This window comes from Geobacillus stearothermophilus ATCC 12980, from assembly GCF_030369615.1.
In the GTDB taxonomy this organism is placed as follows: Bacteria; Bacillota; Bacilli; order Bacillales; family Anoxybacillaceae; genus Geobacillus; species Geobacillus stearothermophilus.
Window position 1 is genome coordinate 858219 of the sequence record NZ_CP128494.1, and the last position, 20220, is coordinate 878438.

General features: G+C 52.5%; 21 protein-coding genes and 2 pseudogenes. 17 read left to right on the plus strand and 6 right to left on the minus strand.

Translation table 11 applies throughout. The features are described from left to right. Positions 1-6 precede the first annotated feature (6 nt). From QSJ10_RS04645 to QSJ10_RS04655, 3 genes are read left to right on the plus strand one after another with little or no spacing between them, the layout of a single operon-like run. Positions 7-204, plus strand: a complete 198-nt coding sequence (locus QSJ10_RS04645) for a response regulator transcription factor (RefSeq protein WP_230847087.1) — start codon at positions 7-9, stop codon at positions 202-204. Continuing rightward, the gene (locus QSJ10_RS04650; protein WP_053532146.1) at positions 201-1226 is read left to right on the plus strand and encodes a HEAT repeat domain-containing protein; all 1026 of its coding nucleotides are present in this window, start codon (positions 201-203) and stop codon (positions 1224-1226) included. The genes QSJ10_RS04645 and QSJ10_RS04650 overlap by 4 nt, the downstream gene beginning before the upstream one ends. After that, positions 1223-2632, plus strand: coding sequence for a glycosyltransferase family 2 protein (locus tag QSJ10_RS04655; RefSeq protein ID WP_053532145.1), 1410 nt, complete (start codon positions 1223-1225; stop codon positions 2630-2632). The genes QSJ10_RS04650 and QSJ10_RS04655 overlap by 4 nt, the downstream gene beginning before the upstream one ends. A gap of 304 nt (positions 2633-2936) precedes the next feature. On the opposite strand, the gene QSJ10_RS04660 is transcribed toward QSJ10_RS04655, so the two are convergent. Both QSJ10_RS04660 and QSJ10_RS04665 read right to left on the minus strand, forming a co-directional pair. Further along, entirely contained in the window at positions 2937-3371 is a 435-nt protein-coding gene (locus tag QSJ10_RS04660; RefSeq protein ID WP_033016236.1) for a YkyB family protein, read from the minus strand. A gap of 68 nt (positions 3372-3439) precedes the next feature. Further along, a complete protein-coding gene (locus QSJ10_RS04665; RefSeq protein ID WP_033016235.1) occupies positions 3440-4309 on the minus strand; it encodes a metallophosphoesterase in 870 nt (289 codons plus the stop codon). A 149-nt stretch (positions 4310-4458) separates the two neighbouring features. Between QSJ10_RS04665 and fadH the strand changes: the two are divergent. From fadH to QSJ10_RS04710, 9 genes and pseudogenes are all read left to right on the plus strand, one after another. After that, positions 4459-5225, plus strand: a pseudogene (gene fadH, locus QSJ10_RS04670) (2,4-dienoyl-CoA reductase). Between the two features lie 216 nt (positions 5226-5441). After that, a pseudogene (locus QSJ10_RS04675) lies at positions 5442-6658 on the plus strand (EAL domain-containing protein). Positions 6659-6706: 48 nt separating this feature from the next. After that, positions 6707-6940 (plus strand): hypothetical protein, encoded by a 234-nt coding sequence (locus QSJ10_RS04680; RefSeq protein WP_053532144.1) that lies wholly within the window; start codon positions 6707-6709, stop codon positions 6938-6940. 116 nt (positions 6941-7056) lie between these two features. Next, a complete protein-coding gene (abbA, locus tag QSJ10_RS04685) occupies positions 7057-7254 on the plus strand; it encodes an antirepressor AbbA (RefSeq protein WP_053532143.1) in 198 nt (65 codons plus the stop codon). A 103-nt stretch (positions 7255-7357) separates the two neighbouring features. Continuing rightward, positions 7358-7816 (plus strand): cyclic-di-AMP-binding protein CbpB, encoded by a 459-nt coding sequence (gene cbpB / locus QSJ10_RS04690; RefSeq protein ID WP_053532142.1) that lies wholly within the window; start codon positions 7358-7360, stop codon positions 7814-7816. 72 nt (positions 7817-7888) lie between these two features. Then, on the plus strand, positions 7889-8599 hold the full coding sequence (dapD, locus tag QSJ10_RS04695; protein WP_033016226.1) for a 2,3,4,5-tetrahydropyridine-2,6-dicarboxylate N-acetyltransferase: 711 nt from the start codon (positions 7889-7891) through the stop codon (positions 8597-8599). Positions 8600-8656: 57 nt separating this feature from the next. Beyond that, complete coding sequence (locus tag QSJ10_RS04700) at positions 8657-9790, plus strand: N-acetyldiaminopimelate deacetylase (RefSeq protein WP_053532141.1); 1134 nt, start codon at positions 8657-8659, stop codon at positions 9788-9790. Between the two features lie 54 nt (positions 9791-9844). Then, positions 9845-10087 carry a YkuS family protein gene (locus QSJ10_RS04705; protein WP_033016221.1) on the plus strand — a complete coding sequence of 81 codons (243 nt, stop codon included), beginning with the start codon at positions 9845-9847 and terminating at the stop codon, positions 10085-10087. A 169-nt stretch (positions 10088-10256) separates the two neighbouring features. Beyond that, positions 10257-10919 (plus strand): potassium channel family protein, encoded by a 663-nt coding sequence (locus tag QSJ10_RS04710; RefSeq protein ID WP_011230552.1) that lies wholly within the window; start codon positions 10257-10259, stop codon positions 10917-10919. 71 nt (positions 10920-10990) lie between these two features. Here QSJ10_RS04710 and rnjA read toward each other — a convergent pair whose 3' ends face one another. From rnjA to QSJ10_RS04725, 3 genes are all read right to left on the minus strand, one after another. After that, a complete protein-coding gene (gene rnjA, locus QSJ10_RS04715) occupies positions 10991-12658 on the minus strand; it encodes a ribonuclease J1 (protein WP_033016220.1) in 1668 nt (555 codons plus the stop codon). Next, complete coding sequence (locus tag QSJ10_RS04720; RefSeq protein WP_033008480.1) at positions 12655-12870, minus strand: DNA-dependent RNA polymerase subunit epsilon; 216 nt, start codon at positions 12868-12870, stop codon at positions 12655-12657. Before QSJ10_RS04720 ends, rnjA begins: the two co-directional genes overlap by 4 nt. Positions 12871-13017: 147 nt before the next feature. Further along, positions 13018-13152: a hypothetical protein gene (locus QSJ10_RS04725; RefSeq protein ID WP_255350129.1), complete on the minus strand. Its 135-nt coding sequence runs from the start codon at positions 13150-13152 to the stop codon at positions 13018-13020. A gap of 183 nt (positions 13153-13335) precedes the next feature. Between QSJ10_RS04725 and QSJ10_RS04730 the strand changes: the two genes are divergently transcribed. Then, entirely contained in the window at positions 13336-14112 is a 777-nt protein-coding gene (locus QSJ10_RS04730) for a Cof-type HAD-IIB family hydrolase (protein WP_033016218.1), read from the plus strand. A gap of 56 nt (positions 14113-14168) precedes the next feature. On the opposite strand, the gene def is transcribed toward QSJ10_RS04730, so the two are convergent. Further along, the gene (gene def / locus QSJ10_RS04735; protein ID WP_033016217.1) at positions 14169-14723 is read right to left on the minus strand and encodes a peptide deformylase; all 555 of its coding nucleotides are present in this window, start codon (positions 14721-14723) and stop codon (positions 14169-14171) included. 529 nt (positions 14724-15252) lie between these two features. Between def and pdhA the strand changes: the two genes are divergently transcribed. The 4 genes from pdhA (at position 15253) to lpdA (ending at position 20120) form a co-directional block, all read left to right on the plus strand. Then, on the plus strand, positions 15253-16362 hold the full coding sequence (gene pdhA / locus QSJ10_RS04740) for a pyruvate dehydrogenase (acetyl-transferring) E1 component subunit alpha (protein WP_033016215.1): 1110 nt from the start codon (positions 15253-15255) through the stop codon (positions 16360-16362). Between the two features lie 3 nt (positions 16363-16365). Next, positions 16366-17343, plus strand: coding sequence for a pyruvate dehydrogenase complex E1 component subunit beta (gene pdhB / locus QSJ10_RS04745; RefSeq protein WP_033016213.1), 978 nt, complete (start codon positions 16366-16368; stop codon positions 17341-17343). A 73-nt stretch (positions 17344-17416) separates the two neighbouring features. Then, positions 17417-18703, plus strand: a complete 1287-nt coding sequence (locus QSJ10_RS04750; protein ID WP_033016211.1) for a dihydrolipoamide acetyltransferase family protein — start codon at positions 17417-17419, stop codon at positions 18701-18703. Positions 18704-18707: 4 nt separating this feature from the next. Continuing rightward, positions 18708-20120 carry a dihydrolipoyl dehydrogenase gene (gene lpdA / locus QSJ10_RS04755; RefSeq protein WP_049624544.1) on the plus strand — a complete coding sequence of 471 codons (1413 nt, stop codon included), beginning with the start codon at positions 18708-18710 and terminating at the stop codon, positions 20118-20120. The last annotated feature ends 100 nt before the right edge of the window (positions 20121-20220 follow it).

The window sequence follows — 20220 nt, forward strand, 5'->3', positions numbered from 1 at the left end:
CCAAAAATGGGCGGCCTTGAGGTGTTGAACCGCCTCCGTCAAGAGCGAAAGCCATACAAGGTGATGATGCTGACGTCGCGCCAAGATGAGCGGGATATTGCCCATGCGCTGAACCGAGGAGCGGACGAATATGTGACAAAGCCGTTTAAATGGCTTGAGCTTGAGGCGCGGCTGCGCCGGTTGTTGAAGGAGTTGGAGGAGTGATGGCGCTGTTGGTCGTCTTCACGGCAGCAATCGCTTTGTTTGCGGTGTTGATCGTTTTGTTCCTCTATCTCGTGGTGCGCAAATGGCGGGAAAACCGGCGCCAAGCCCGGCTGCGAGTTTATAAGGAACGGCATCGGCTTTGGTTGCTTCGGTATCTGCTTGGCGAGGAGGAACAGATGCTTTTGCCGGCTTCCCCTCTTGAGCGTGAAGCGATGATGGAGCTTCTTGACCATTTTGCTTCACTCTTGAACGGAGAGCAAGTGCAGGAGCGAATTCGAACATTGGCGGAGATGCATTTCCAAGGATGGCTGCATCGAAGGCTGTCAAGCCGTCATTGGAGCGAGCGGATGAACGCGCTGTTTTTGATCGAGGATTTGCAGGTGAAGGCGATGCTGCCGGAGATGGAGCGGCTGTATCGCTCCAAACGGGTGACGAAAGGTGAGGCGGCGAAACTATTGGCCATTTTCGCCCAATTTGATTACAGCCCAGTGATTGCATATGTGCTCGAACCGAAATATAAGTTAACGGAGTTTTCCTATCGGGTCATTTTTGGCCATATGAGCGAGCGGCTTCTTCGACAGGTGGAACAGCGATTTGATGAACTGACGCGGGCGGGGAAGTGCGTGTTCGTGGATATGATCGGCATCCGCCGGCGCGAGGAGCGGTCGTTTTTGCTGGAGCTGTTGGCATCCGATGAGTCGGAACTTCGCGTTCGCGCGCTCAAGGCGATGGCGGAAATCGGCATGCCGCTTGAAGCGGAGAGGCTCAAGCAGCATTTGTGCTCCTCCCATTGGCAAGAGCGGCTGATGGCTGCCCGTCTGGCGGGAAAATGCCGCGAAGAGCGGCTTCTTCCGTTGCTGTATGAGCGGCTTAGCGACCGTTCATTTGTTGTTCGTTCCGAAGCCGCCGCGGCCATCGCGCGTCTGCCGGGAGGCCGAACGGCGTTGCGCGCCGCGGCGCGCACAGCATCGGATCGTTATGCTCGTGATATGGCGAGGCAGTGGCTTGGAGGAGGAGAATGATAGTGGAAGCGTGGCGTTCGTTTCTTTGGGTCGCAGGACATATTGTACTGATTTACATGGTCATCGTTCTTCTTTTTTATGCCTTTTTGCTTGTTGTCTCGTTCATCCATTTGCGCCGCATTCATCGTCTTGATGACTGGGAGCCGTATGAAGAGCTGCTCGATGCGAGCTATGCCAAACCGGTGTCCATTCTTGTTCCCGCTTATAATGAGGAAGCGGGCATCGTCGGCTCGGTGCGGTCGCTGCTGGCTATTGAATATCCTGAGTACGAGGTCATTGTCATTAACGATGGATCGACTGACAAAACGCTTGAACGGCTGATTGAGCATTTTCATTTGCAGCTGGTCTATCGCGTCATTCGCCACCAGCTGGACGCAAAGGAAATTAAGGCGGTTTATCAGTCGCTTAATTATCCCCATTTGTTTGTGCTGGATAAAGAAAACGGTGGGAAAGCGGATGCGTTGAACGCGGGAATCAACGCTTCTCGCTATCCATACATTTGCACGATTGACGGCGATTCGGTTTTGGAGCGGCGCGCGTTTTTGAAAGTGATGAAACCAATGCTTGAGTCCGACGGGGAGATCATCGCTTCTGGAGGAAGCGTCCACATCGCCAATGGCTGCCGGATTGAACGCGGTGAAATCGTCAAGGTCGGTTTGTCGCGGCGGCCGCTCGTCATTATGCAAACGATTGAATATTTGCGTGCGTTTTTGCTCGGCCGTCTCGGCTTAAGCCGCCATAACTTGCTGCTCATCGTTTCTGGGGCATTCGGCGTTTTTTTCAAGCCGTGGGTGATCGAAGCAGGCGGGTATGCGGATACGGCCGGCGAGGATATGGAACTTGTCGTGCGTCTGCACCGGCTGGCGCGTGAAAAAAACGAGGAGAAAAAAATCATCTATATCCCCGACCCGGTTTGCTGGACGGAAGCACCGGAAACGTATGGCGATTTGCGGAGGCAGCGGCGACGCTGGCATCGCGGGCTTTTGGAAAGCTTATGGATGCATCGATCGATGCTGTTCAATCCAAAATATGGCTCAATCGGCCTTCTTTCGCTGCCGTATTTTTGGTTCATTGAGCTTCTTGGTCCGATCGTTGAATTGATGGGCTATATTGTCGTTGTTTTCTCCTTATTTCTCGGAAACTTGTACGTCGAATTCGCTCTTTTGTTGCTGACGGTTTCGGTTTTGTACGGTTCGCTGTTATCAGCAGTAGCCGTCTTGCTTGAAGAGTGGACTGAGCGGAAGTTCCCGAGCATCTCTGATTTGGTGAAGCTGTTTTTCTTCGCGTTGACCGAGACGTTTTGGTACCGTCCGCTTACCGCTTGGTGGCGGTGCGAAGGGGTGATCGATGCCATTCGTCGAAAAAAACAATGGGGAAGCATAAAGAGGAAAGGGGTCTCAGCGTAGCCGACAGAACAGCGGCTGGCTTATTTGTTTTAGAAGGCCGGTGATTGAACAGGAAAGGCGGCCCAATCATGTTTCTCCTCAAATGGAGAAGCCTTACGGATATTGTTCTCCTCTTCATTCGAGAATCATCAATTTAGGGAAAATGGTTGCTTTTCACCGCCTCTTAGTGCAGCGAAAACGAGAGGGGACTTTCATTGCAAGACAGGGTGGGCGAAAAAGCAGGTTGAAGCAAAAGAGACATCGATGCCCCTGTTGCCGACCCGGCGCTAAGATGTGCCCACTGTTGAAAAAAACCGGCGTCCGCTTAATAGCGGTCGCCGAGCCGTTTAAATACGGGTCTTGTCAGCCGTTTCGGCTTTTGTTCCGGTTTTTCCTTCAGTCCGGTGTAGGCGATGAGAAGGGCTTTTGCCTCTGACAGCGGCATCCGAGCTGGAGGGTTGCGGTATGAATCGTTGAGAGAGCCAAGGTGCGGAAGGACGGCGAAATCTTGTTTTGTCGGTGGGATGTGGAAGTAGTAGTCGCCGACGGCGACAAGCACGTCGGATTGCTGTTGGCTGTATCTCGGATTGCGGGAAAAATGGAGGCCCACTTTTTTCGCCTTGCCCTCCTCAAGCAACTTCTCGATCGCTTTTTTCTTCAGAAGATAAAGAAACGAAGGGTTCAATGCTGTTTTGGCATGGCGGTTGACGGTAAAAATCGCTTTGGCAATATTGTCGACCGTCAATTGCACCGGTTTCATCGGCATGTCTCCTTTTTTCTTTCTATTATAACATAGGAAGCGGTGTTGTTGCCCGTTTTGTCCTACTTCTATCCGGGGGTAAGCGAAAAAACGGTCAACTCCGGCGGAGCGAAGAAGCGAAGCGGCACCCTTGTTGTGCCAAGGCCGCGGTTGACGTACAACAAGAGTCCGCCGACGTGGTAAAACCCTTCATAATACCGCTCAGACAACGGCGGCGTGATGAGCGGTCCGATAAACGGCAACTGAATTTGCCCACCATGGCTATGGCCGGACAGCTGCACGTGAATCGGGAGGCGGGATGTTTCCAAGGCGCCGTCCGGTTCATGGACGAGGGCGATCGTATATGTCGCCCGAGGAATGCCGTTCGTCATTTTCGACCAGTCCGGGCGTCCGAGCATCATATCGTCGCTGCCAGCGATGGCGATCGCGTGTTGGCCGCGGCGGATAAGCGCATGCTCGTTGACGAGGACGCGAAACCCAGCCCGCTCCATCAACCGGCGGTAAATGTCTGTTCCGTAACCGCCATGATCATGGTTGCCGTAGACGCTGAATTTTCCAAGCGGGGCCCGAAGGCGGGCGAGCGCTTCGGCGACCGCTTCTGTGTGCGGGTATCGGTTCGCCTCATGGAGCAGATCGCCGGTGAAGACGATCAAATCCGGCTCTAGCTTGTTAATTTGATCGATCACCTGGTCAAAGCGCTTTAATCCATAGTAATGACCGAGATGAAGGTCGCTGAATTGCAGCATCGTTGCGCCGGCAAACGACTTCGGGATGAGCGGGTGCGACAATGTATGGCGCGTTACAGACACGCAGGCCGGCTCGATCCAGCGGGCATAGCTGTACGCGGCCGTTGTGGCCAATGCGGCGGCTAGGCCGGTGCGCGCCAGCTTTTTTAAAAACGTGCGTCGGCTCATTTTTGCTGTCTCAATATGGTGCATCGTTCCGTCTGTCCTTTCATAAGCAGAATTATTATAACAAAAAACGGAAGATGAGGACAAGTAGAGAAAAAATAATGTTCGAATATTCAACCTTTTTATGATATGATGAAAAATGAATGAATCATCAGTCATGTTAGGGGGGAGAGAAAATGAATGGAAAAGTTGTGATCATGACAGGCGGATCAAGCGGCATGGGCAAATATATGGCCAAGCGTTTTGTTTCCGAAGGGGCGAACGTTGTCATTACCGGAAGGAGAGCCGATGTGCTGGAAGAGGCAAAGCGAGAAATTGCTGCGCCTGATGGGGGGCGCGTGCTCACCGTGCCGATGGATGTGCGCAATCCGGATCAAGTCGCCGAGATGGTGGGACGGGCCGATTCGGAGTTTGGCCGCATCGATGCTTTGGTGAACAATGCGGCCGGCAACTTTATTTGCCCGGCGGAAAAGTTGTCGATCAACGGCTGGAACAGCGTCATTAACATTGTGTTAAACGGCACGTTCTACTGCAGCCGGGAAGTCGGCAACTATTGGATTCAGCGCGGCCTGAAAGGAAATATCCTCAACATTATTGCGACGTACGCCTGGCACGCTGGAGCCGGGGTCATTCATTCAGCGAGCGCCAAGGCTGGAGTGCTGGCAATGACGCGCACGCTTGCTGTGGAATGGGGAAAAAGTACGGCTTCCGCGTCAATGCGATCGCTCCCGGGCCGATTGAGCGGATCGGCGGGGCGGAGCGGCTTTGGGAATCAGAGGAAGCAGAGCGGATGACGTTGGAAAGCGTGCCGCTCGGGCGGCTCGGGACGCCGGAAGAAATCGCGGCGGTCGCTTCGTTTTTGTTTTCAGATGAAGCCACTTACATTAACGGCGCTTGCATCACAGTTGACGGCGGCCAATGGCTGAACCGGCGGCCGTTTTAATCAAATTTGCCATAAAGCAAGATGGTCCTCACCCAAAAGGGATTGCAGACGGTATTTCTTCATTTATCGCGGGCAACCGGCTCATTGCACGCAACGGCCTTTGTCACAAGTGGATTCCCTGCTGTTAGGGGAGCCGCTTTTTTTACGAGTCAGGAACGATTGGGCAATTATGCTATAATAAAGGCAAAGATGGTCGATGGGGATGAGGTGAACACGATGGATGCATTAGACGTGGTGGCCAACTTGCCGCAAGTGATTCCGCACTATCAACCGATTTTCAGCGCCGATGAGCATGGGGTCGTCGGCTATGAAGTGCTCGGTCGGTTTCAAACGGAAACAGGGCCGGTCAGCCTTGGGCCGTTTTTTCACGATGAAACCATTCCAGAAGAATTTCGCATCGAAGTGGATGATGTAATCACGAAAAAAGCGCTCGATTATTTTTTGGCGCTTGCGGATCAGACGCCGCTCATTTTTTTAACCGCGACGCCAATTTGTTGATGCTCGATCGCGGCGAGTCGTTTTTGCAGCTGCTTCTTGCCTATGAGGCGAAAGGACTGGCGCTTGGCCGCATCGTATTAGAAATTAACGAGCAACATTTTAAAGGGGATGTTGATCAGCTCAACCATTTATTTACATACATCCGTACGTACGGTGTGAAAGTGGCGGTCGACAACATCGCTGAACATAGCATCAACTTGGAGCGGATCGGGGTGTTGTCGCCTGACATTTTAAAAATCGATTTGCATGAATTGCGAAAAGCGTCCGTTCATCAGGCATACCAAGGAATCGTCCATTCCATCTCGCTGTTGGCCCGCAAAATCGGGGCGACGCTTTTGTACGAAGATATTGAAACATCCTTTCAACTTCAGTACGCTTGGCGGCATGGCGGCCGCTACTACCAAGGGTATTATTTGGCGAAGCCCGGACCGGAAGCCGTGCCGCGCGATTTGTTGAAAGACTTGCTGCGCCAGGAATGCCATCGCTTCATCCAGCAAGAAAAGAAAAAACTTGAAACGCTGTACCATATTTCTGAACAGTTTCAGCAGCGAATCACGGCGTTGCTTGGCAAATACAAAAAAGCAGGCAATTTCAACGAACTCATTTCATCGCTGGCGGCCGAGCTCGATGACGTTTGTTTCCGCATTTACGTTTGCGATGAGGACGGCTTCCAGCAGTCGGGCAACATGTTCAAGCGCGGCGGCCGCTGGGAGCTCGAACACGAATATTACATGAAAAACTGGAGCTGGCGGCCATATTTTTTGGAAAACATCATTCGCATGCGCTCGCGTCGGCGGGGGATTTTATCGGATTTGTACACAGACATTGAAACCGGGGAGACGATCCGGACGTATTCGTATCCGATCGATGAGCGCCACTATTTGTTTATCGACTTGTCCTACAGCTATTTGTTTGAACATGACGCCCATTATTGACCGTATAAAATCGCCGCGTTGCGGCAAAGTAAGCATGAGGTGAAACTTATGGCACAGCTCACTTTTGTGTTATCTGCCCTCTCTGTACTGATCGCAGTCATCGGCTTCGTCTATACAGTCCGCCTCGGCCGCCAGCAGCGCTGGCAAGGAGAGCTTGACGGACCAGTTCCGAAAACGGTGCAAGAGCATGCGTATATGCGCAACCCGATGCTGCTCGCTTACGTATTGGCTACTTTGCTCGTTATTTTTGCGATCGGTTATTTGGCGCTGCGCTATTATTGAAAAGGCCATCCGTCTGGACGGCCTTTTTGATTGTCCGGAAATGGCGCTTTTTTTCGCGACTTTTTCCCGCCGCCGATGAATATATATGAAGCGGAAAGGGCAAAGGGGGAATGAAGATGGGGAAGCGGCTGCCGCTTCAGCTGTCGGGCGAGGAAGTGACACTGTTGCTCGAGGTGATGTTTAGCCAGCAGTACGCGCTGGAACTCGTCCGTTCTGAGCTGGAGGATATTGAAAACGGAGATAAAGAGGCCGATGAACAGAGATACCGGCAGCTGCTGCGTTTGTATGACCGGCTGCTGACCGAGGAAGGATAAAAACAAAGCTGATGCTATCGCTTGTAAGGAAGCGATAGTCTTTTTTATGGTATCATACAGGTGGAGAGGAGAAGATGCATACAGAGAAAGGCGGAACGGATGTATGAGCTTATTTGCAAATGAGGAATGGGCGAACATGACTGTCAAGTCATTTTTGATTCCAGCTGACAAAGTAGCGCACGTTCAAGTGGGCAATTATTTGGATCATGCGTTGCTCGTCCTGACGAAAACCGGCTACTCGGCGATTCCGGTGCTTGATACGTCGTACAAGCTGCATGGGCTGATTGGCATGACGATGATTATGGATGCGATTTTAGGGGTGGAGCGCATCGAGTTTGAACGGATCGAGACGATGAAGGTCGAAGAAGTGATGAACCGAAACATTCCGCTCCTGCGGCTTGACGACCGGCTTTGGAAAGCGGTAGGGCTCATCGTTAACCATCCGTTTGTGTGCGTTGAGAACGAGGATGGCTATTTTGAAGGGATTTTTACCCGCCGCGAAATATTGAAGCAATTGAATAAACAGCTGAGGCGGTCGAATCAGGGCCGAAAACTTTTATGAATTGATGCTTGTCACCAACATCTTTGTTTTGCTAAAGTAAAAAAGAATACAGCATGAAGGAGGAAATCGCCGATGAAGATGATGGACGCCAATGAGATCATTTCGTTTATTCAAAACAGCAAAAAATCGACACCGGTTAAAGTATACATAAAAGGGGAACTCGAAGGCATCGATTTCGGCCCGAGCGCGAAACCGTTCATCACCGGAAACACCGGGGTCGTGTTTGGCGAATGGCAAGACATTCAAGCCACAATCGCGGCGAATCAAGACAAAATCGAGGACTACGTCGTCGAGAACGACCGTCGCAACTCGGCCATTCCGCTGTTGGACTTAAAAGGAATCAAGGCGCGCATCGAGCCGGGCGCCATTATCCGCGACCATGTGGAAATCGGCGACAACGCCGTGATCATGATGGGAGCGGTCATCAACATCGGTGCGGTTGTCGGTGAAGGAACGATGATCGACATGAATGCGGTGCTCGGCGGCCGGGCGACGGTCGGAAAAAACTGCCATATTGGCGCCGGAGCGGTGTTGGCCGGAGTCATTGAGCCGCCATCGGCGAAGCCGGTGATCGTTGAAGACGATGTCCTTGTCGGTGCGAATGCTGTCATTTTGGAAGGCGTCACCGTCGGCAAAGGGGCGGTCGTCGCCGCCGGGGCGGTCGTCGTCGAGGATGTGCCGCCGTATACCGTTGTCGCCGGCGTGCCGGCGCGCGTTATTAAGCAAATCGACGAACAAACGAGAGCGAAAACGGAAATTAAACAAGAGCTTCGCCAGTTATAATGACGGGAAAAAAGCTGTCCGCTCACGGGGCAGCTTTTTTCCAATGGAGGAGAGAGGATGGAAGCGATCAGCCCATTTGTCGCCATTCGACGCGACTTGCATAAAATTCCCGAGCTCGGGTTTCAAGAGTTTAAAACACAGCAATATTTGCTTCACTATATTCGGTCGCTGCCGCAAGAGCGGCTTCAAGTCCGGACATGGAAAACCGGGATTTTTGTCAAAGTCAACGGAACATCGCCGCAAAAAACGATTGGCTACCGCGCCGATATAGACGGGCTGCCGATCCGCGAGGAGACCGGTTTGCCGTACCGCTCTGAACATGAAGGGTGCATGCATGCGTGCGGCCACGATGTGCATATGAGCATCGCTCTTGGCGTGCTCACCCATTTCGCACATCATCCGATTCAAGATGACTTGCTGTTTATTTTCCAGCCGGCCGAGGAAGGGCCGGGCGGGGCGAAGCCGATGATGGAAAGCGACATCATGCAGGAATGGAGGCCGGATATGATCGTCGCCTTGCATATCGCCCCGGAATATCCGGTCGGCACTATCGCGACGAAAGAAGGACTGTTGTTTGCCAATACATCGGAGCTGTTTATCGATTTAAAAGGAAAAGGCGGACATGCAGCCTCTCCCCATTTGGCGAACGATATGGTCGTCGCTGCCTGCACGCTCGTCGTTCAGCTGCAGTCGATCGTCGCCCGCAACGTTGATCCGCTCGACAGCGCCGTCATTACGATCGGGAAAATTGCCGGGGGGACAGTGCAAAACGTCATCGCCGAACATGCCCGGCTCGAGGGAACGATCCGGACGCTGTCGCCTGCGGCTATGGAAGCTGTCAAGCGGCGGATTGAGGCGATTGTGCGCGGAATCGAAGTGGCCTACGAATGCGAGGCGGCGATCGATTACGGCGCCATGTACTACCAAGTGTACAACGATCCGGCGCTGACAGCGGAATTTATGCGGTTTGCCGAAGCGCATCCCGGTATGAACGTCATTCGCTGCAAAGAGGCGATGACCGGTGAAGATTTTGGCTATATGCTGGCGGAAATCCCGGGATTGATGTTTTGGCTCGGCGTGGATTCGCCCCATGGGTTGCACCATGCAAAGCTCACCCCAAATGAAGAGGCCATTGACCGGGCGATCGCCTTTTTAATTGATTATTTTTCATGGAAAGGGAACGCCGAATGAAGTATAGTTCCACCTCCATCAAGACACATTATGTATATGAGGAGGTGGAGTGTGATGGCGAAAATCGGTGTTGAGCAATCGCTGACCGACGTGCAGGAGGCATTGAGAGAAAGAGGGTATGAGGTTGTTCCGCTTGGCGGGGAACAAGATGCCCGGGGCTGCGACTGCTGCGTCATTACCGGCCTGGACGCCAATATCGTCGGCATTCACAACATCGTCACGTCCGGTCCGGTCATTGAAGCGAGCGGGCTTACCGCAGAAGAGATTTGCCAAAAAGTCGAAGAAAAACTTCGCTGATGACGAACGTTCGGGCTGTGTGCGCTGGCAGCCCGCTTTTGGGTGAAATGGCAAAATCGCATAGCGTAAAGGAATGGTGGAAAAGGAACGAAGAACGTTTTCGTTTCTTTTTCTTTTTTTGCTAAAATAAGGGGAGAAACAATGCTTGATCAACGATGGAGGAGTGTCAATGAAAAAGAAACAGTTTGCCGTCATCGGCCTCGGGCGCTTTGGCGGCAGCATCTGCCGGACGCTGAGCGAACAAGGGATGGAAGTATTGGCCATCGATATTGATGAAGACCGGGTAAACGAATTTGCGTCGATCGCTTCACACGCCGTCGTCGGCGACACGACCGATGAAAACGTGCTGAAAAGTTTAGGCATCCGCAACTTCGACCATGTCATTGTCGCGATCGGCGACAACATCCAGGCGAGCATTTTGACGACCCTGATTTTAAAAGAGCTCGGCGTCAACCATATTACGGTCAAGGCAACGAACGATTACCATGAGAAAGTGCTGAAAAAAATCGGCGCTGACCAAATCGTGCATCCAGAACGGGACATGGGCGAGCGGATCGCCCACAACTTGATTTCCAACAACGTCCTAGATTATCTGGAGCTGTCGGACAAATACAGCATTGTCGAAATCGTGGCAAGCGAGCGGCTTGACGGCCATTCGCTTTTGGAGCTTGACATCCGCGCCCGCTATGGCATCAACATCGTCGCCATCAAGCGTGGAACAAGCGTCATCGTCTCCCCGCTCGCCTCGGAAATCATCCGCAAAGGCGACGTGTTGGTCGTCATCGGCGCTGACAGCGACATTGACCGGTTTGAGGAAAAAGTGGTCGGTTGACGGCTGGCAGGCGGCCTGTGCATGATGATGACGGAAAAAGGGCATCCTTTTGCAAGGACGCCCTTTTTTCTTTAGATTTCCATGATGATCGGCAAAATCATTGGCCGCCGTTTCGTCCGCTCGTACAAGAACGGAGCGAGCGTTTCCGTAATTTCGTTTTTGATCTCCGACCATTGGTTCGTTTTCCGTTCCAGCACTTTTTCGAGATGCTTGGAGATCAACACTTGCGCTTCGCTGATTAAGTCACCTGACTCACGCATATAGACGAAGCCGCGAGAAATAATGTCCGGGCCGGCGGCGATTTTGAATTCTTTCATGTTGATGCTGACGACAACGATGACGAGTCCTTCCTCTGACAAAATGCGGCGGTCGCGCAAGACGATGTTGCCGATGTCGCCGACGCCGCTACCGTCAATATAAACGGAGCCGGACGGAATTTTGCCGACGATGCGCGCCTCGTGTTCACTGATGCCGAGCACCTCGCCATTGTCCATAATAAAGCAGTTTTCCTCCGGCACGCCGCAGTCAATGGCGAGCTTGGCGTGCATTTTTTGCATCCGGTATTCGCCGTGGATCGGCATGAAATATTTTGGCTTCATGAGCCGGATCATCAGTTTTTGCTCTTCTTGCCCGCCGTGGCCGGACGTATGGATGTCGTTAAGCGGGCCGTGGATCACTTCCGCACCGGCTCTGCACAGCATGTTGATCGTCCGGTTGACGCTCACGGTGTTGCCCGGAATTGGCGATGAGGAGAAAACAACCGTGTCGCCTGGGATGATTTGAATTTGCCGGTGCGTGCCGTTGGCGATGCGCGACAACGCCGCCATCGGCTCGCCTTGGCTGCCGGTGCACAAAATCGTCACCCGATTGGCCGGCAGGCGGTTGATTTCGTTAGCGTCAACAAACGTGCCTTTTGGGCATTTGATGTAACCGAGTTCTTGGCCGATTTCAATCGCCGCTTCCATGCTACGGCCGAAGACAGCGATTTTCCGGTTGTTGGCGACCGCCGCTTCGGTCACTTGTTGAAGCCGATGGATGTTGGACGCAAACGTTGCAAAAATAATCCGGCCGTTCACTTTGCGGAAAATGTCGTGGATGCTCTCGCCGACGCGCCGCTCGGACATCGTGAAATGCGGAATTTCACTGTTCGTGCTGTCCGAGAGCAAGCAAAGCACGCCTTCCTTCCCTATTTCTGCCATTTTTGTCAAATTTGCCGGTTCGCCGACCGGTGTAAAGTCGAATTTAAAGTCTCCTGTGTGGACGATTTGGCCAACCGGCGTTTTAACGACGATGCCGTAGCTGTCCGGAATGCTGTGCGTCGTCCGGAAAAAAGTGACCGCTGTTTTTTGGAAGCGAATGACATCCTCTTCGCGAATTTCAATGAGTTTTGCCTGACGCAGCAACCCGTGCTCTTCGAGTTTATTGCGGATGAGCCCGAGCGCCAGCTTGCCGCCGTAAATCGGGATGTTCACCTGCCGGAGCAAATACGGAATGCCGCCGATATGGTCTTCATGCCCATGGGTAATGAACAGCCCTTTCACTTTTTCCGCGTGCTTGACTAAATACGAATAGTCCGGGATGACGTAGTCGATGCCGAGCAATTCGTCTTCTGGAAACTTGATGCCCGCGTCAATCACAATAATTTCGTCTTGAAATTGTACGCCATATGTATTTTTCCCGATTTCACCCAGTCCGCCGAGGGCAAACACACCGACTTGCTGATCCGTTAATAGTTTCATGATGAGATCTCCAATACTTGAAAATTAGCGCTTTTCTTTTCGTACTCCAAATGCGCCCCCTCTAACGGCTGAATATACTCGATATTGATCGGACGGTTTTGCAACTTTTGGCGTACTTCCCGCTCTGATTCTGCTTCAATGTAGAGCGTTTTCGTTTTTTCTCTCACGGGCACCTCTTCCGCGTTGTCTTGGTAAAACACTTTGAAAATCATGACCGAATCTCTCCTTATCGTACAATGATTGCTTTTCCATTATATAAAAATGCAACCCCGTTTTCATGTTTTTTGTCGTTCAAAAGCAAAAAAACAGGCGGGAGGTGTGCCGACGGTACGTATCATCTTTGACGGATTTTGGCCGTTTCATTCGCCAAAGTGGGAAAGAAGCCCTTCCGTCCGAAGGGCTGTTGTTGGAACAGTTAGGCGATCAATTTTTTCCGGAGCAAATCTTTCCACTGTTGAAGCAGCTTTTTTTTCAGCTTTTTCAACATTTTTCATCACTCCTTACTTTTTATTGTACTCAATTTGCGACGAAAGTAAATGTTTCTATTATATATGTTATGTAGGTAGAGGCTTGTTTTTCATGGGGAAAAATGGAACGAACCGTGTATTTCGGTTGACATTCCAATTGTTTTTCAGTACGGTAAACAGTGAATACATTTTCGGCAAGGAGAAGATAACGTGGGCAGAAAAATCGTGTTTTTCGACATTGACGGCACGTTGCTTGATGAACAAAAACAGCTGCCGCCATCAACCGTTGAGGCGGTCCGCCAGCTAAAACAGGCCGGCGTCTATGTCGCCATCGCCACCGGCCGGGCGCCGTTTATGTTTGCGGATGTACGCCGCCAGCTTGGGATCGACTCGTTCGTCAGCTTCAACGGGCAATACGTCGTTTTTGAAGGAACTGTCCTGCATAAGCGTCCGCTCCGCCGCGAGAAAGTGCGGACGTTGGCTGAGGACGCCCACCGCAACGGTCATCCGCTCGTCTTTATGGACGCGGAGGAAATGAGGGCGAGCGTCGGCGACCATCCGCACATCCATGTCAGCATGGGAAGCTTGAAGTTTTCCCACCCGCCTGTCGATCCCCTTTATTACGAAAACAATGACATTTACCAAGCGCTGCTGTTTTGCCGCGCCGCAGAAGAAGAACCGTACGTGCGCAATTATCCAGAATTCCGTTTTGTCCGTTGGCACGATGTGTCGACCGATGTGCTGCCGGCAGGGGGATCGAAAGCGGAGGGGATCCGCCTGATGATTGAGAAGCTCGGGATTGACAAAGGCGATGTGTATGCGTTCGGCGATGGGCTGAACGACATTGAAATGTTGTCGTTCGTCGGAACAGGAGTGGCGATGGGAAATGCCCATGAGGAAGTGAAACGGGTCGCCGATTTTGTAACGAAACCGGTCAGTGAAGAAGGCATATGGCACGGATTGAAACAATTGCAATTGATTCCATAAACAGCTGCCCCGCCGCTCATTCGGCGGGGCAGCTGTTTGGCATGGCCGGCCACGGTTCAGCGCCCGATCGGGATCGCCCCGTCTGGCACTTGGAACGGGTCGGCCGGATTGATGCGGTCATAAAACATAATGCCGTTTAAATGGTCGATTTCATGCTGGAAGACGATGGCCGGCAATCCTTTGAGGCGCAAGGTGACTTCCTCGCCGTCGAGCGTCGTGCCGGTGACCGTGATGCGGGCATAGCGCAGTACGTATCCGGGCACATCACGGTCGACCGACAGGCAGCCTTCCCCCGTCGTCAAATAACATTGCTGCACAGAGTGGCTGACGATTTTCGGATTGAACAAGGCATAGCTGTACAGCGTTCCGTTTTCATCAGTGACATGAACGGCAATCATCCGTTTGGAGACGTTGATTTGCGGAGCGGCGAGGCCGATGCCGGGCCGCAGGCCGTATTTGGCCGCCAGTTCCGGATCTTGGCTCATTTTCACATAGTCAAGCAAGCTTTGCAAAATGCGTTTGTCTTCCTCTGAAGGCGGCAGCGGAACGGGCTCAGCCACTTTCCGCAGCGTCGGATGCCCTTCTTTAATGATATCTTTCATGGTGATCATTCGCCTTTTCACTCCTGTCTCTCGCATCGCGGTCTACAGTGTTAGTCTAACAAAAATGCCTGTGCGCCGTAAATGAAAATGCGGCCGTCTGGAGATATTATCGGCGTATAAGGAATAAATTGAAAAAGAAACTTAAGAAAGCGCTGTCAATAACATGAACGGACATTGCGTTTTGCATTTCCCGAAAAATATAATACAGAATTAATACAGTGTTGTTTCGATGTGGTATAACAGATGGTTTCAGGAATGTTCCTGATTCCAAATACAACCAGGAGACAAAAGGGAAAGCAACGGAAAATCAAAGTCGTTGACGGCGTGAAAAATAAAGTGTAAACTAAAACTTGAGAACAGACGCTGTGTTAATGAGGATATAAAAAATAGTAATACAGATGTCGGCGCCGTTTTCGGTTTCCGTTGCGCCAAGCGGCGGCTGCTTTTTATTTCTTCTTTACTTTTGGGTACATTAATAGTATATGGATGAAGACAGCCTGATTTCCAAATTTCTTGATGAAAGGCAGAGGTGAACAAGATGGGTGTAAAGACCTTCCAATTCCCATTTGCGGAGCAGCTCGAGAAAGTGGCCGAGCAGTTCCCGACATTTCAAATTTTGAATGAGGAAGGAGAAGTCGTCAATGAAGAGGCGATGCCGGAGCTGAGCGATGAGCAGCTGAAAGAGCTGATGCGTCGCATGGTGTATACGCGCATTCTTGACCAGCGCTCCATTTCGTTGAACCGCCAAGGGAGACTCGGGTTTTATGCGCCGACCGCCGGGCAGGAAGCGAGCCAAATTGCCAGCCATTTTGCATTGGAAAAAGAAGATTTTATTTTGCCGGGATACCGCGACGTTCCGCAAATCATTTGGCATGGGCTTCCGCTGTATCAGGCGTTTTTGTTCTCGCGCGGCCATTTCCATGGTAACCAAATTCCAGAAGGCGTAAACGTCCTGCCGCCGCAAATCATTATCGGCGCCCAATACATCCAAGCAGCTGGTGTGGCGCTCGGCTTGAAAATGCGGGGCAAAAAAGCAGTGGCGATTACATATACGGGCGACGGCGGCACGTCGCAAGGCGATTTCTACGAAGGGATCAACTTTGCGGGGGCGTTTAAGGCGCCGGCCATCTTTGTCGTGCAAAACAACCGCTTTGCCATCTCGACGCCGGTCGAAAAGCAAACCGTTGCCAAAACATTGGCGCAAAAAGCAGTCGCCGCCGGCATTCCGGGCATTCAAGTTGACGGCATGGACCCGCTTGCGGTCTACGCAGCGGTCAAAGCTGCTCGCGAGCGCGCCATTAACGGCGAAGGGCCGACGCTCATTGAAACGCTCTGCTTCCGCTATGGCCCGCATACGATGTCCGGTGACGATCCAACGCGCTATCGTTCGAAAGAGTTGGAAAACGAATGGGCGAAGAAAGACCCACTCGTGCGTTTCCGCAAGTTTTTAGAGGCGAAAGGCTTGTGGAGCGAAGAAGAAGAAAACAACGTTATTGAACAGGCAAAAGAAGAGATTAAAGAAGCGATCAAGAAAGCGGACGAAACGCCGAAGCAAAAAGTAACCGACTTGATCAGCATCATGTTTGAAGAGCTGCCGTTCAATTTGAAGGAGCAGTATGAAATTTACAAAGAGAAGGAGTCGAAGTAAGCCATGGCGCAAATGACAATGGTTCAGGCGATCACCGATGCGCTGCGTATCGAGTTGAAAAATGATCCGAACGTGCTCATTTTCGGGGAAGACGTTGGGGTCAACGGCGGCGTATTCCGGGCGACGGAAGGGCTGCAGGCCGAATTTGGCGAAGATCGCGTTTTTGACACGCCGCTCGCCGAATCAGGAATCGGCGGCTTGGCGATCGGTTTGGCGCTGCAAGGGTTTCGCCCGGTGCCGGAAATCCAGTTTTTCGGCTTCGTGTATGAAGTGATGGATTCGATTTGCGGGCAAATGGCGCGAATCCGCTATCGTACGGGCGGACGCTACCATATGCCGATTACGATCCGTTCTCCGTTTGGCGGCGGCGTCCATACGCCGGAGTTGCACTCAGACAGCTTGGAAGGGCTTGTCGCCCAACAGCCAGGCTTGAAGGTTGTCATTCCGTCGACGCCGTATGATGCGAAAGGGCTGCTCATCTCGGCGATTCGCGACAACGACCCGGTCATTTTCCTTGAACATTTGAAGCTGTACCGTTCGTTCCGTCAGGAAGTGCCGGAAGGGGAATACACGATTCCGATCGGCAAGGCGGACATTAAGCGGGAAGGAAAAGACATCACGATCATCGCGTACGGCGCCATGGTGCATGAATCGTTAAAAGCGGCGGCAGAATTAGAGAAGGAAGGCATTTCTGCCGAAGTCGTCGACTTGCGTACCGTGCAGCCGCTCGATATTGAAACGATCATCGGTTCGGTCGAAAAAACGGGCCGCGCCATTGTCGTTCAAGAAGCGCAACGGCAGGCTGGCATCGCCGCCAACGTCGTGGCGGAGATTAACGAACGCGCCATCTTAAGCCTTGAGGCGCCGGTGTTGCGCGTGGCCGCTCCGGACACGGTCTATCCGTTTGCTCAGGCGGAATCGGTATGGCTGCCAAACTTTAAAGATGTAATCGAAACGGCGAAAAAAGTGATGAACTTCTAACAGCGGACAAATTCGGGGGAGCGGAACGCCTTCCCCCGCCCATTTTCGGCAAACGATAGGAGGTAGACAGACAGTGGCTTTTGAATTTAAGCTGCCGGACATTGGCGAAGGCATCCACGAAGGTGAAATTGTCAAATGGTTTGTGAAACCGGGCGATGAAGTGAACGAAGACGATGTATTGTGCGAAGTGCAAAATGACAAGGCGGTTGTCGAAATTCCCTCCCCGGTCAAAGGGAAAGTGCTTGAAATCCTCGTCCCGGAGGGAACAGTGGCAACGGTCGGGCAAACGCTCATCACGCTCGATGCGCCGGGTTATGAAAACATGACGTTTAAAGGACAAGAGCAAGAAGAAGCGAAAAAAGAGGAAAAAACGGAAACGGTGTCGAAAGAGGAAAAGGTTGACGCTGTCGCTCCCAATGCACCGGCAGCTGAAGCGGAGGCTGGCCCGAACCGCCGCGTCATCGCCATGCCGTCCGTGCGCAAGTATGCGCGCGAAAAAGGCGTCGATATTCGGCTTGTCCAAGGAACGGGCAAAAACGGCCGCGTCCTGAAAGAAGATATTGACGCTTTCCTTGCCGGCGGCGCAAAACCGGCACCGGCCGCAGCGGAGGAAAAAGCGGCGCCGGCCGCAGCGAAACCGGCGACGACAGAAGGCGAATTCCCGGAAACGCGCGAGAAAATGAGCGGCATCCGTCGGGCGATTGCCAAAGCGATGGTGCATTCCAAACATACCGCTCCGCACGTGACGCTGATGGACGAAGCCGATGTGACGAAGCTTGTTGCTCACCGAAAAAAATTCAAGGCTATTGCCGCGGAAAAAGGCATCAAGCTGACGTTTTTGCCGTACGTCGTCAAAGCGCTCGTTTCCGCGCTGCGTGAATACCCAGTGTTGAATACGTCCATTGATGATGAGACGGAAGAAATCATCCAGAAGCATTATTACAATATCGGCATCGCCGCTGATACGGACCGCGGCTTGCTTGTGCCGGTCATTAAACATGCCGATCGCAAGCCGATTTTCGCCTTGGCGCAAGAAATCAATGAGCTCGCCGAGAAAGCGCGCGACGGCAAACTGACGCCGGGAGAAATGAAAGGCGCTTCATGCACGATTACAAACATCGGTTCGGCTGGCGGGCAATGGTTTACCCCGGTCATCAACCATCCGGAAGTGGCGATTCTTGGCATCGGCCGCATTGCGGAAAAGCCGATCGTCCGTGACGGTGAAATTGTCGCTGCCCCGATGCTGGCGCTCTCGCTCAGCTTTGACCACCGGATGATCGACGGGGCGACAGCGCAAAAAGCGCTCAACCATATCAAACGGCTGTTGAGTGACCCGGAATTATTACTAATGGAGGCGTAAAACGATGGTAGTTGGCGATTTTGCAATTGAAACGGAAACGCTTGTCGTCGGCGCCGGTCCTGGCGGGTATGTCGCCGCCATCCGCGCCGCGCAGCTCGGACAAAAAGTGACGATTGTGGAAAAGGGCAATTTAGGCGGCGTCTGCTTAAATGTTGGCTGCATCCCGTCAAAGGCGCTGATCTCCGCAAGCCATCGCTATGAGCAGGCGAAGCATTCCGAAGAAATGGGCATTAAGGCGGAGAACGTCACCATCGATTTTGCCAAAGTGCAAGAATGGAAAGCAAGCGTCGTGAAAAAATTAACGGGCGGCGTCGAAGGGCTGTTAAAAGGAAACAAAGTAGAGATCGTCAAAGGGGAAGCGTATTTTGTCGACGCCAATACGGTGCGTGTCGTCAACGGCGACAGCGCGCAGACGTATACGTTCAAAAACGCGATTATCGCCACCGGCTCGCGCCCGATTGAGCTGCCGAACTTCAAGTTTTCCAACCGCATTCTTGACTCGACGGGAGCTCTCAACCTTGGGGAAGTGCCGAAATCGCTCGTGGTCATCGGCGGCGGCTATATTGGCATCGAACTCGGTACGGCTTACGCCAACTTTGGGACGAAAGTGACCATTTTAGAAGGAGCCGGCGAAATTTTGTCCGGTTTTGAGAAGCAAATGGCTGCCATCATCAAGAAGCGCCTGAAGAAAAAAGGCGTTGAAGTCGTGACGAACGCATTGGCGAAAGGGGCCGAAGAACGCGAAGACGGCGTCACGGTCACGTATGAGGCGAATGGTGAAACGAAAACGATTGACGCCGACTATGTGTTGGTGACGGTCGGCCGCCGACCGAATACAGATGAACTTGGTCTTGAACAAATCGGCATCAAAATGACGAACCGCGGCTTGATTGAAGTGGACCAACAATGCCGGACAAGCGTGCCGAACATTTTTGCGATCGGCGACATCGTTCCAGGCCCGGCGCTTGCTCATAAAGCGTCGTATGAAGGGAAAGTGGCGGCGGAAGCCATCGCCGGCCATCCGTCGGTAGTGGATTACATCGCCATTCCGGCTGTGGTCTTCTCCGATCCGGAATGCGCGTCGGTCGGCTATTTTGAGCAGCAGGCGAAAGACGAGGGCATTGACGTCATTGCCGCGAAATTCCCGTTTGCTGCCAACGGCCGCGCCTTGGCGCTGAACGATACGGACGGCTTCTTGAAGCTCGTTGTCCGCAAAGAGGACGGCGTCGTCATTGGTGCGCAAATCATCGGTCCAAATGCTTCTGACATGATCGCCGAGCTTGGGCTCGCCATTGAAGCCGGCATGACGGCAGAAGACATCGCTTTGACGATCCATGCCCATCCGACGCTTGGCGAAATCGCCATGGAAGCGGCGGAAGTGGCGCTTGGCACACCGATTCATATCATTACGAAGTAACTGTGAAACGACCGGGCTTGGCCCGGTCGTTTTTCTTATCATGCGGGAATGGCGCATTTCTTGTCCTGTTTTTCATACTATTTTCCGCTTTCGTTTCATA

Coding starts and splice junctions, on each gene's coding strand:
- QSJ10_RS04645 (WP_230847087.1), top strand. CDS start 7: ATGGGCGGCCTTGAGGTGTTGAACCGCCTCCGTCAAGAGCGAAAGCCA.
- QSJ10_RS04655 (WP_053532145.1), top strand. CDS start 1,223: ATGATAGTGGAAGCGTGGCGTTCGTTTCTTTGGGTCGCAGGACATATT.
- QSJ10_RS04660 (WP_033016236.1), bottom strand. CDS start 3,371: ATGAAACCGGTGCAATTGACGGTCGACAATATTGCCAAAGCGATTTTT.
- QSJ10_RS04665 (WP_033016235.1), bottom strand. CDS start 4,309: ATGCACCATATTGAGACAGCAAAAATGAGCCGACGCACGTTTTTAAAA.
- QSJ10_RS04680 (WP_053532144.1), top strand. CDS start 6,707: ATGGCACAGCTCACTTTTGTGTTATCTGCCCTCTCTGTACTGATCGCA.
- abbA (WP_053532143.1), top strand. CDS start 7,057: ATGGGGAAGCGGCTGCCGCTTCAGCTGTCGGGCGAGGAAGTGACACTG.
- cbpB (WP_053532142.1), top strand. CDS start 7,358: ATGAGCTTATTTGCAAATGAGGAATGGGCGAACATGACTGTCAAGTCA.
- dapD (WP_033016226.1), top strand. CDS start 7,889: ATGAAGATGATGGACGCCAATGAGATCATTTCGTTTATTCAAAACAGC.
- QSJ10_RS04700 (WP_053532141.1), top strand. CDS start 8,657: ATGGAAGCGATCAGCCCATTTGTCGCCATTCGACGCGACTTGCATAAA.
- QSJ10_RS04705 (WP_033016221.1), top strand. CDS start 9,845: ATGGCGAAAATCGGTGTTGAGCAATCGCTGACCGACGTGCAGGAGGCA.
- QSJ10_RS04710 (WP_011230552.1), top strand. CDS start 10,257: ATGAAAAAGAAACAGTTTGCCGTCATCGGCCTCGGGCGCTTTGGCGGC.
- rnjA (WP_033016220.1), bottom strand. CDS start 12,658: ATGAAACTATTAACGGATCAGCAAGTCGGTGTGTTTGCCCTCGGCGGA.
- QSJ10_RS04720 (WP_033008480.1), bottom strand. CDS start 12,870: ATGATTTTCAAAGTGTTTTACCAAGACAACGCGGAAGAGGTGCCCGTG.
- QSJ10_RS04725 (WP_255350129.1), bottom strand. CDS start 13,152: ATGAAAAATGTTGAAAAAGCTGAAAAAAAAGCTGCTTCAACAGTGGAA.
- def (WP_033016217.1), bottom strand. CDS start 14,723: ATGATCACCATGAAAGATATCATTAAAGAAGGGCATCCGACGCTGCGG.
- pdhA (WP_033016215.1), top strand. CDS start 15,253: ATGGGTGTAAAGACCTTCCAATTCCCATTTGCGGAGCAGCTCGAGAAA.
- pdhB (WP_033016213.1), top strand. CDS start 16,366: ATGGCGCAAATGACAATGGTTCAGGCGATCACCGATGCGCTGCGTATC.
- lpdA (WP_049624544.1), top strand. CDS start 18,708: ATGGTAGTTGGCGATTTTGCAATTGAAACGGAAACGCTTGTCGTCGGC.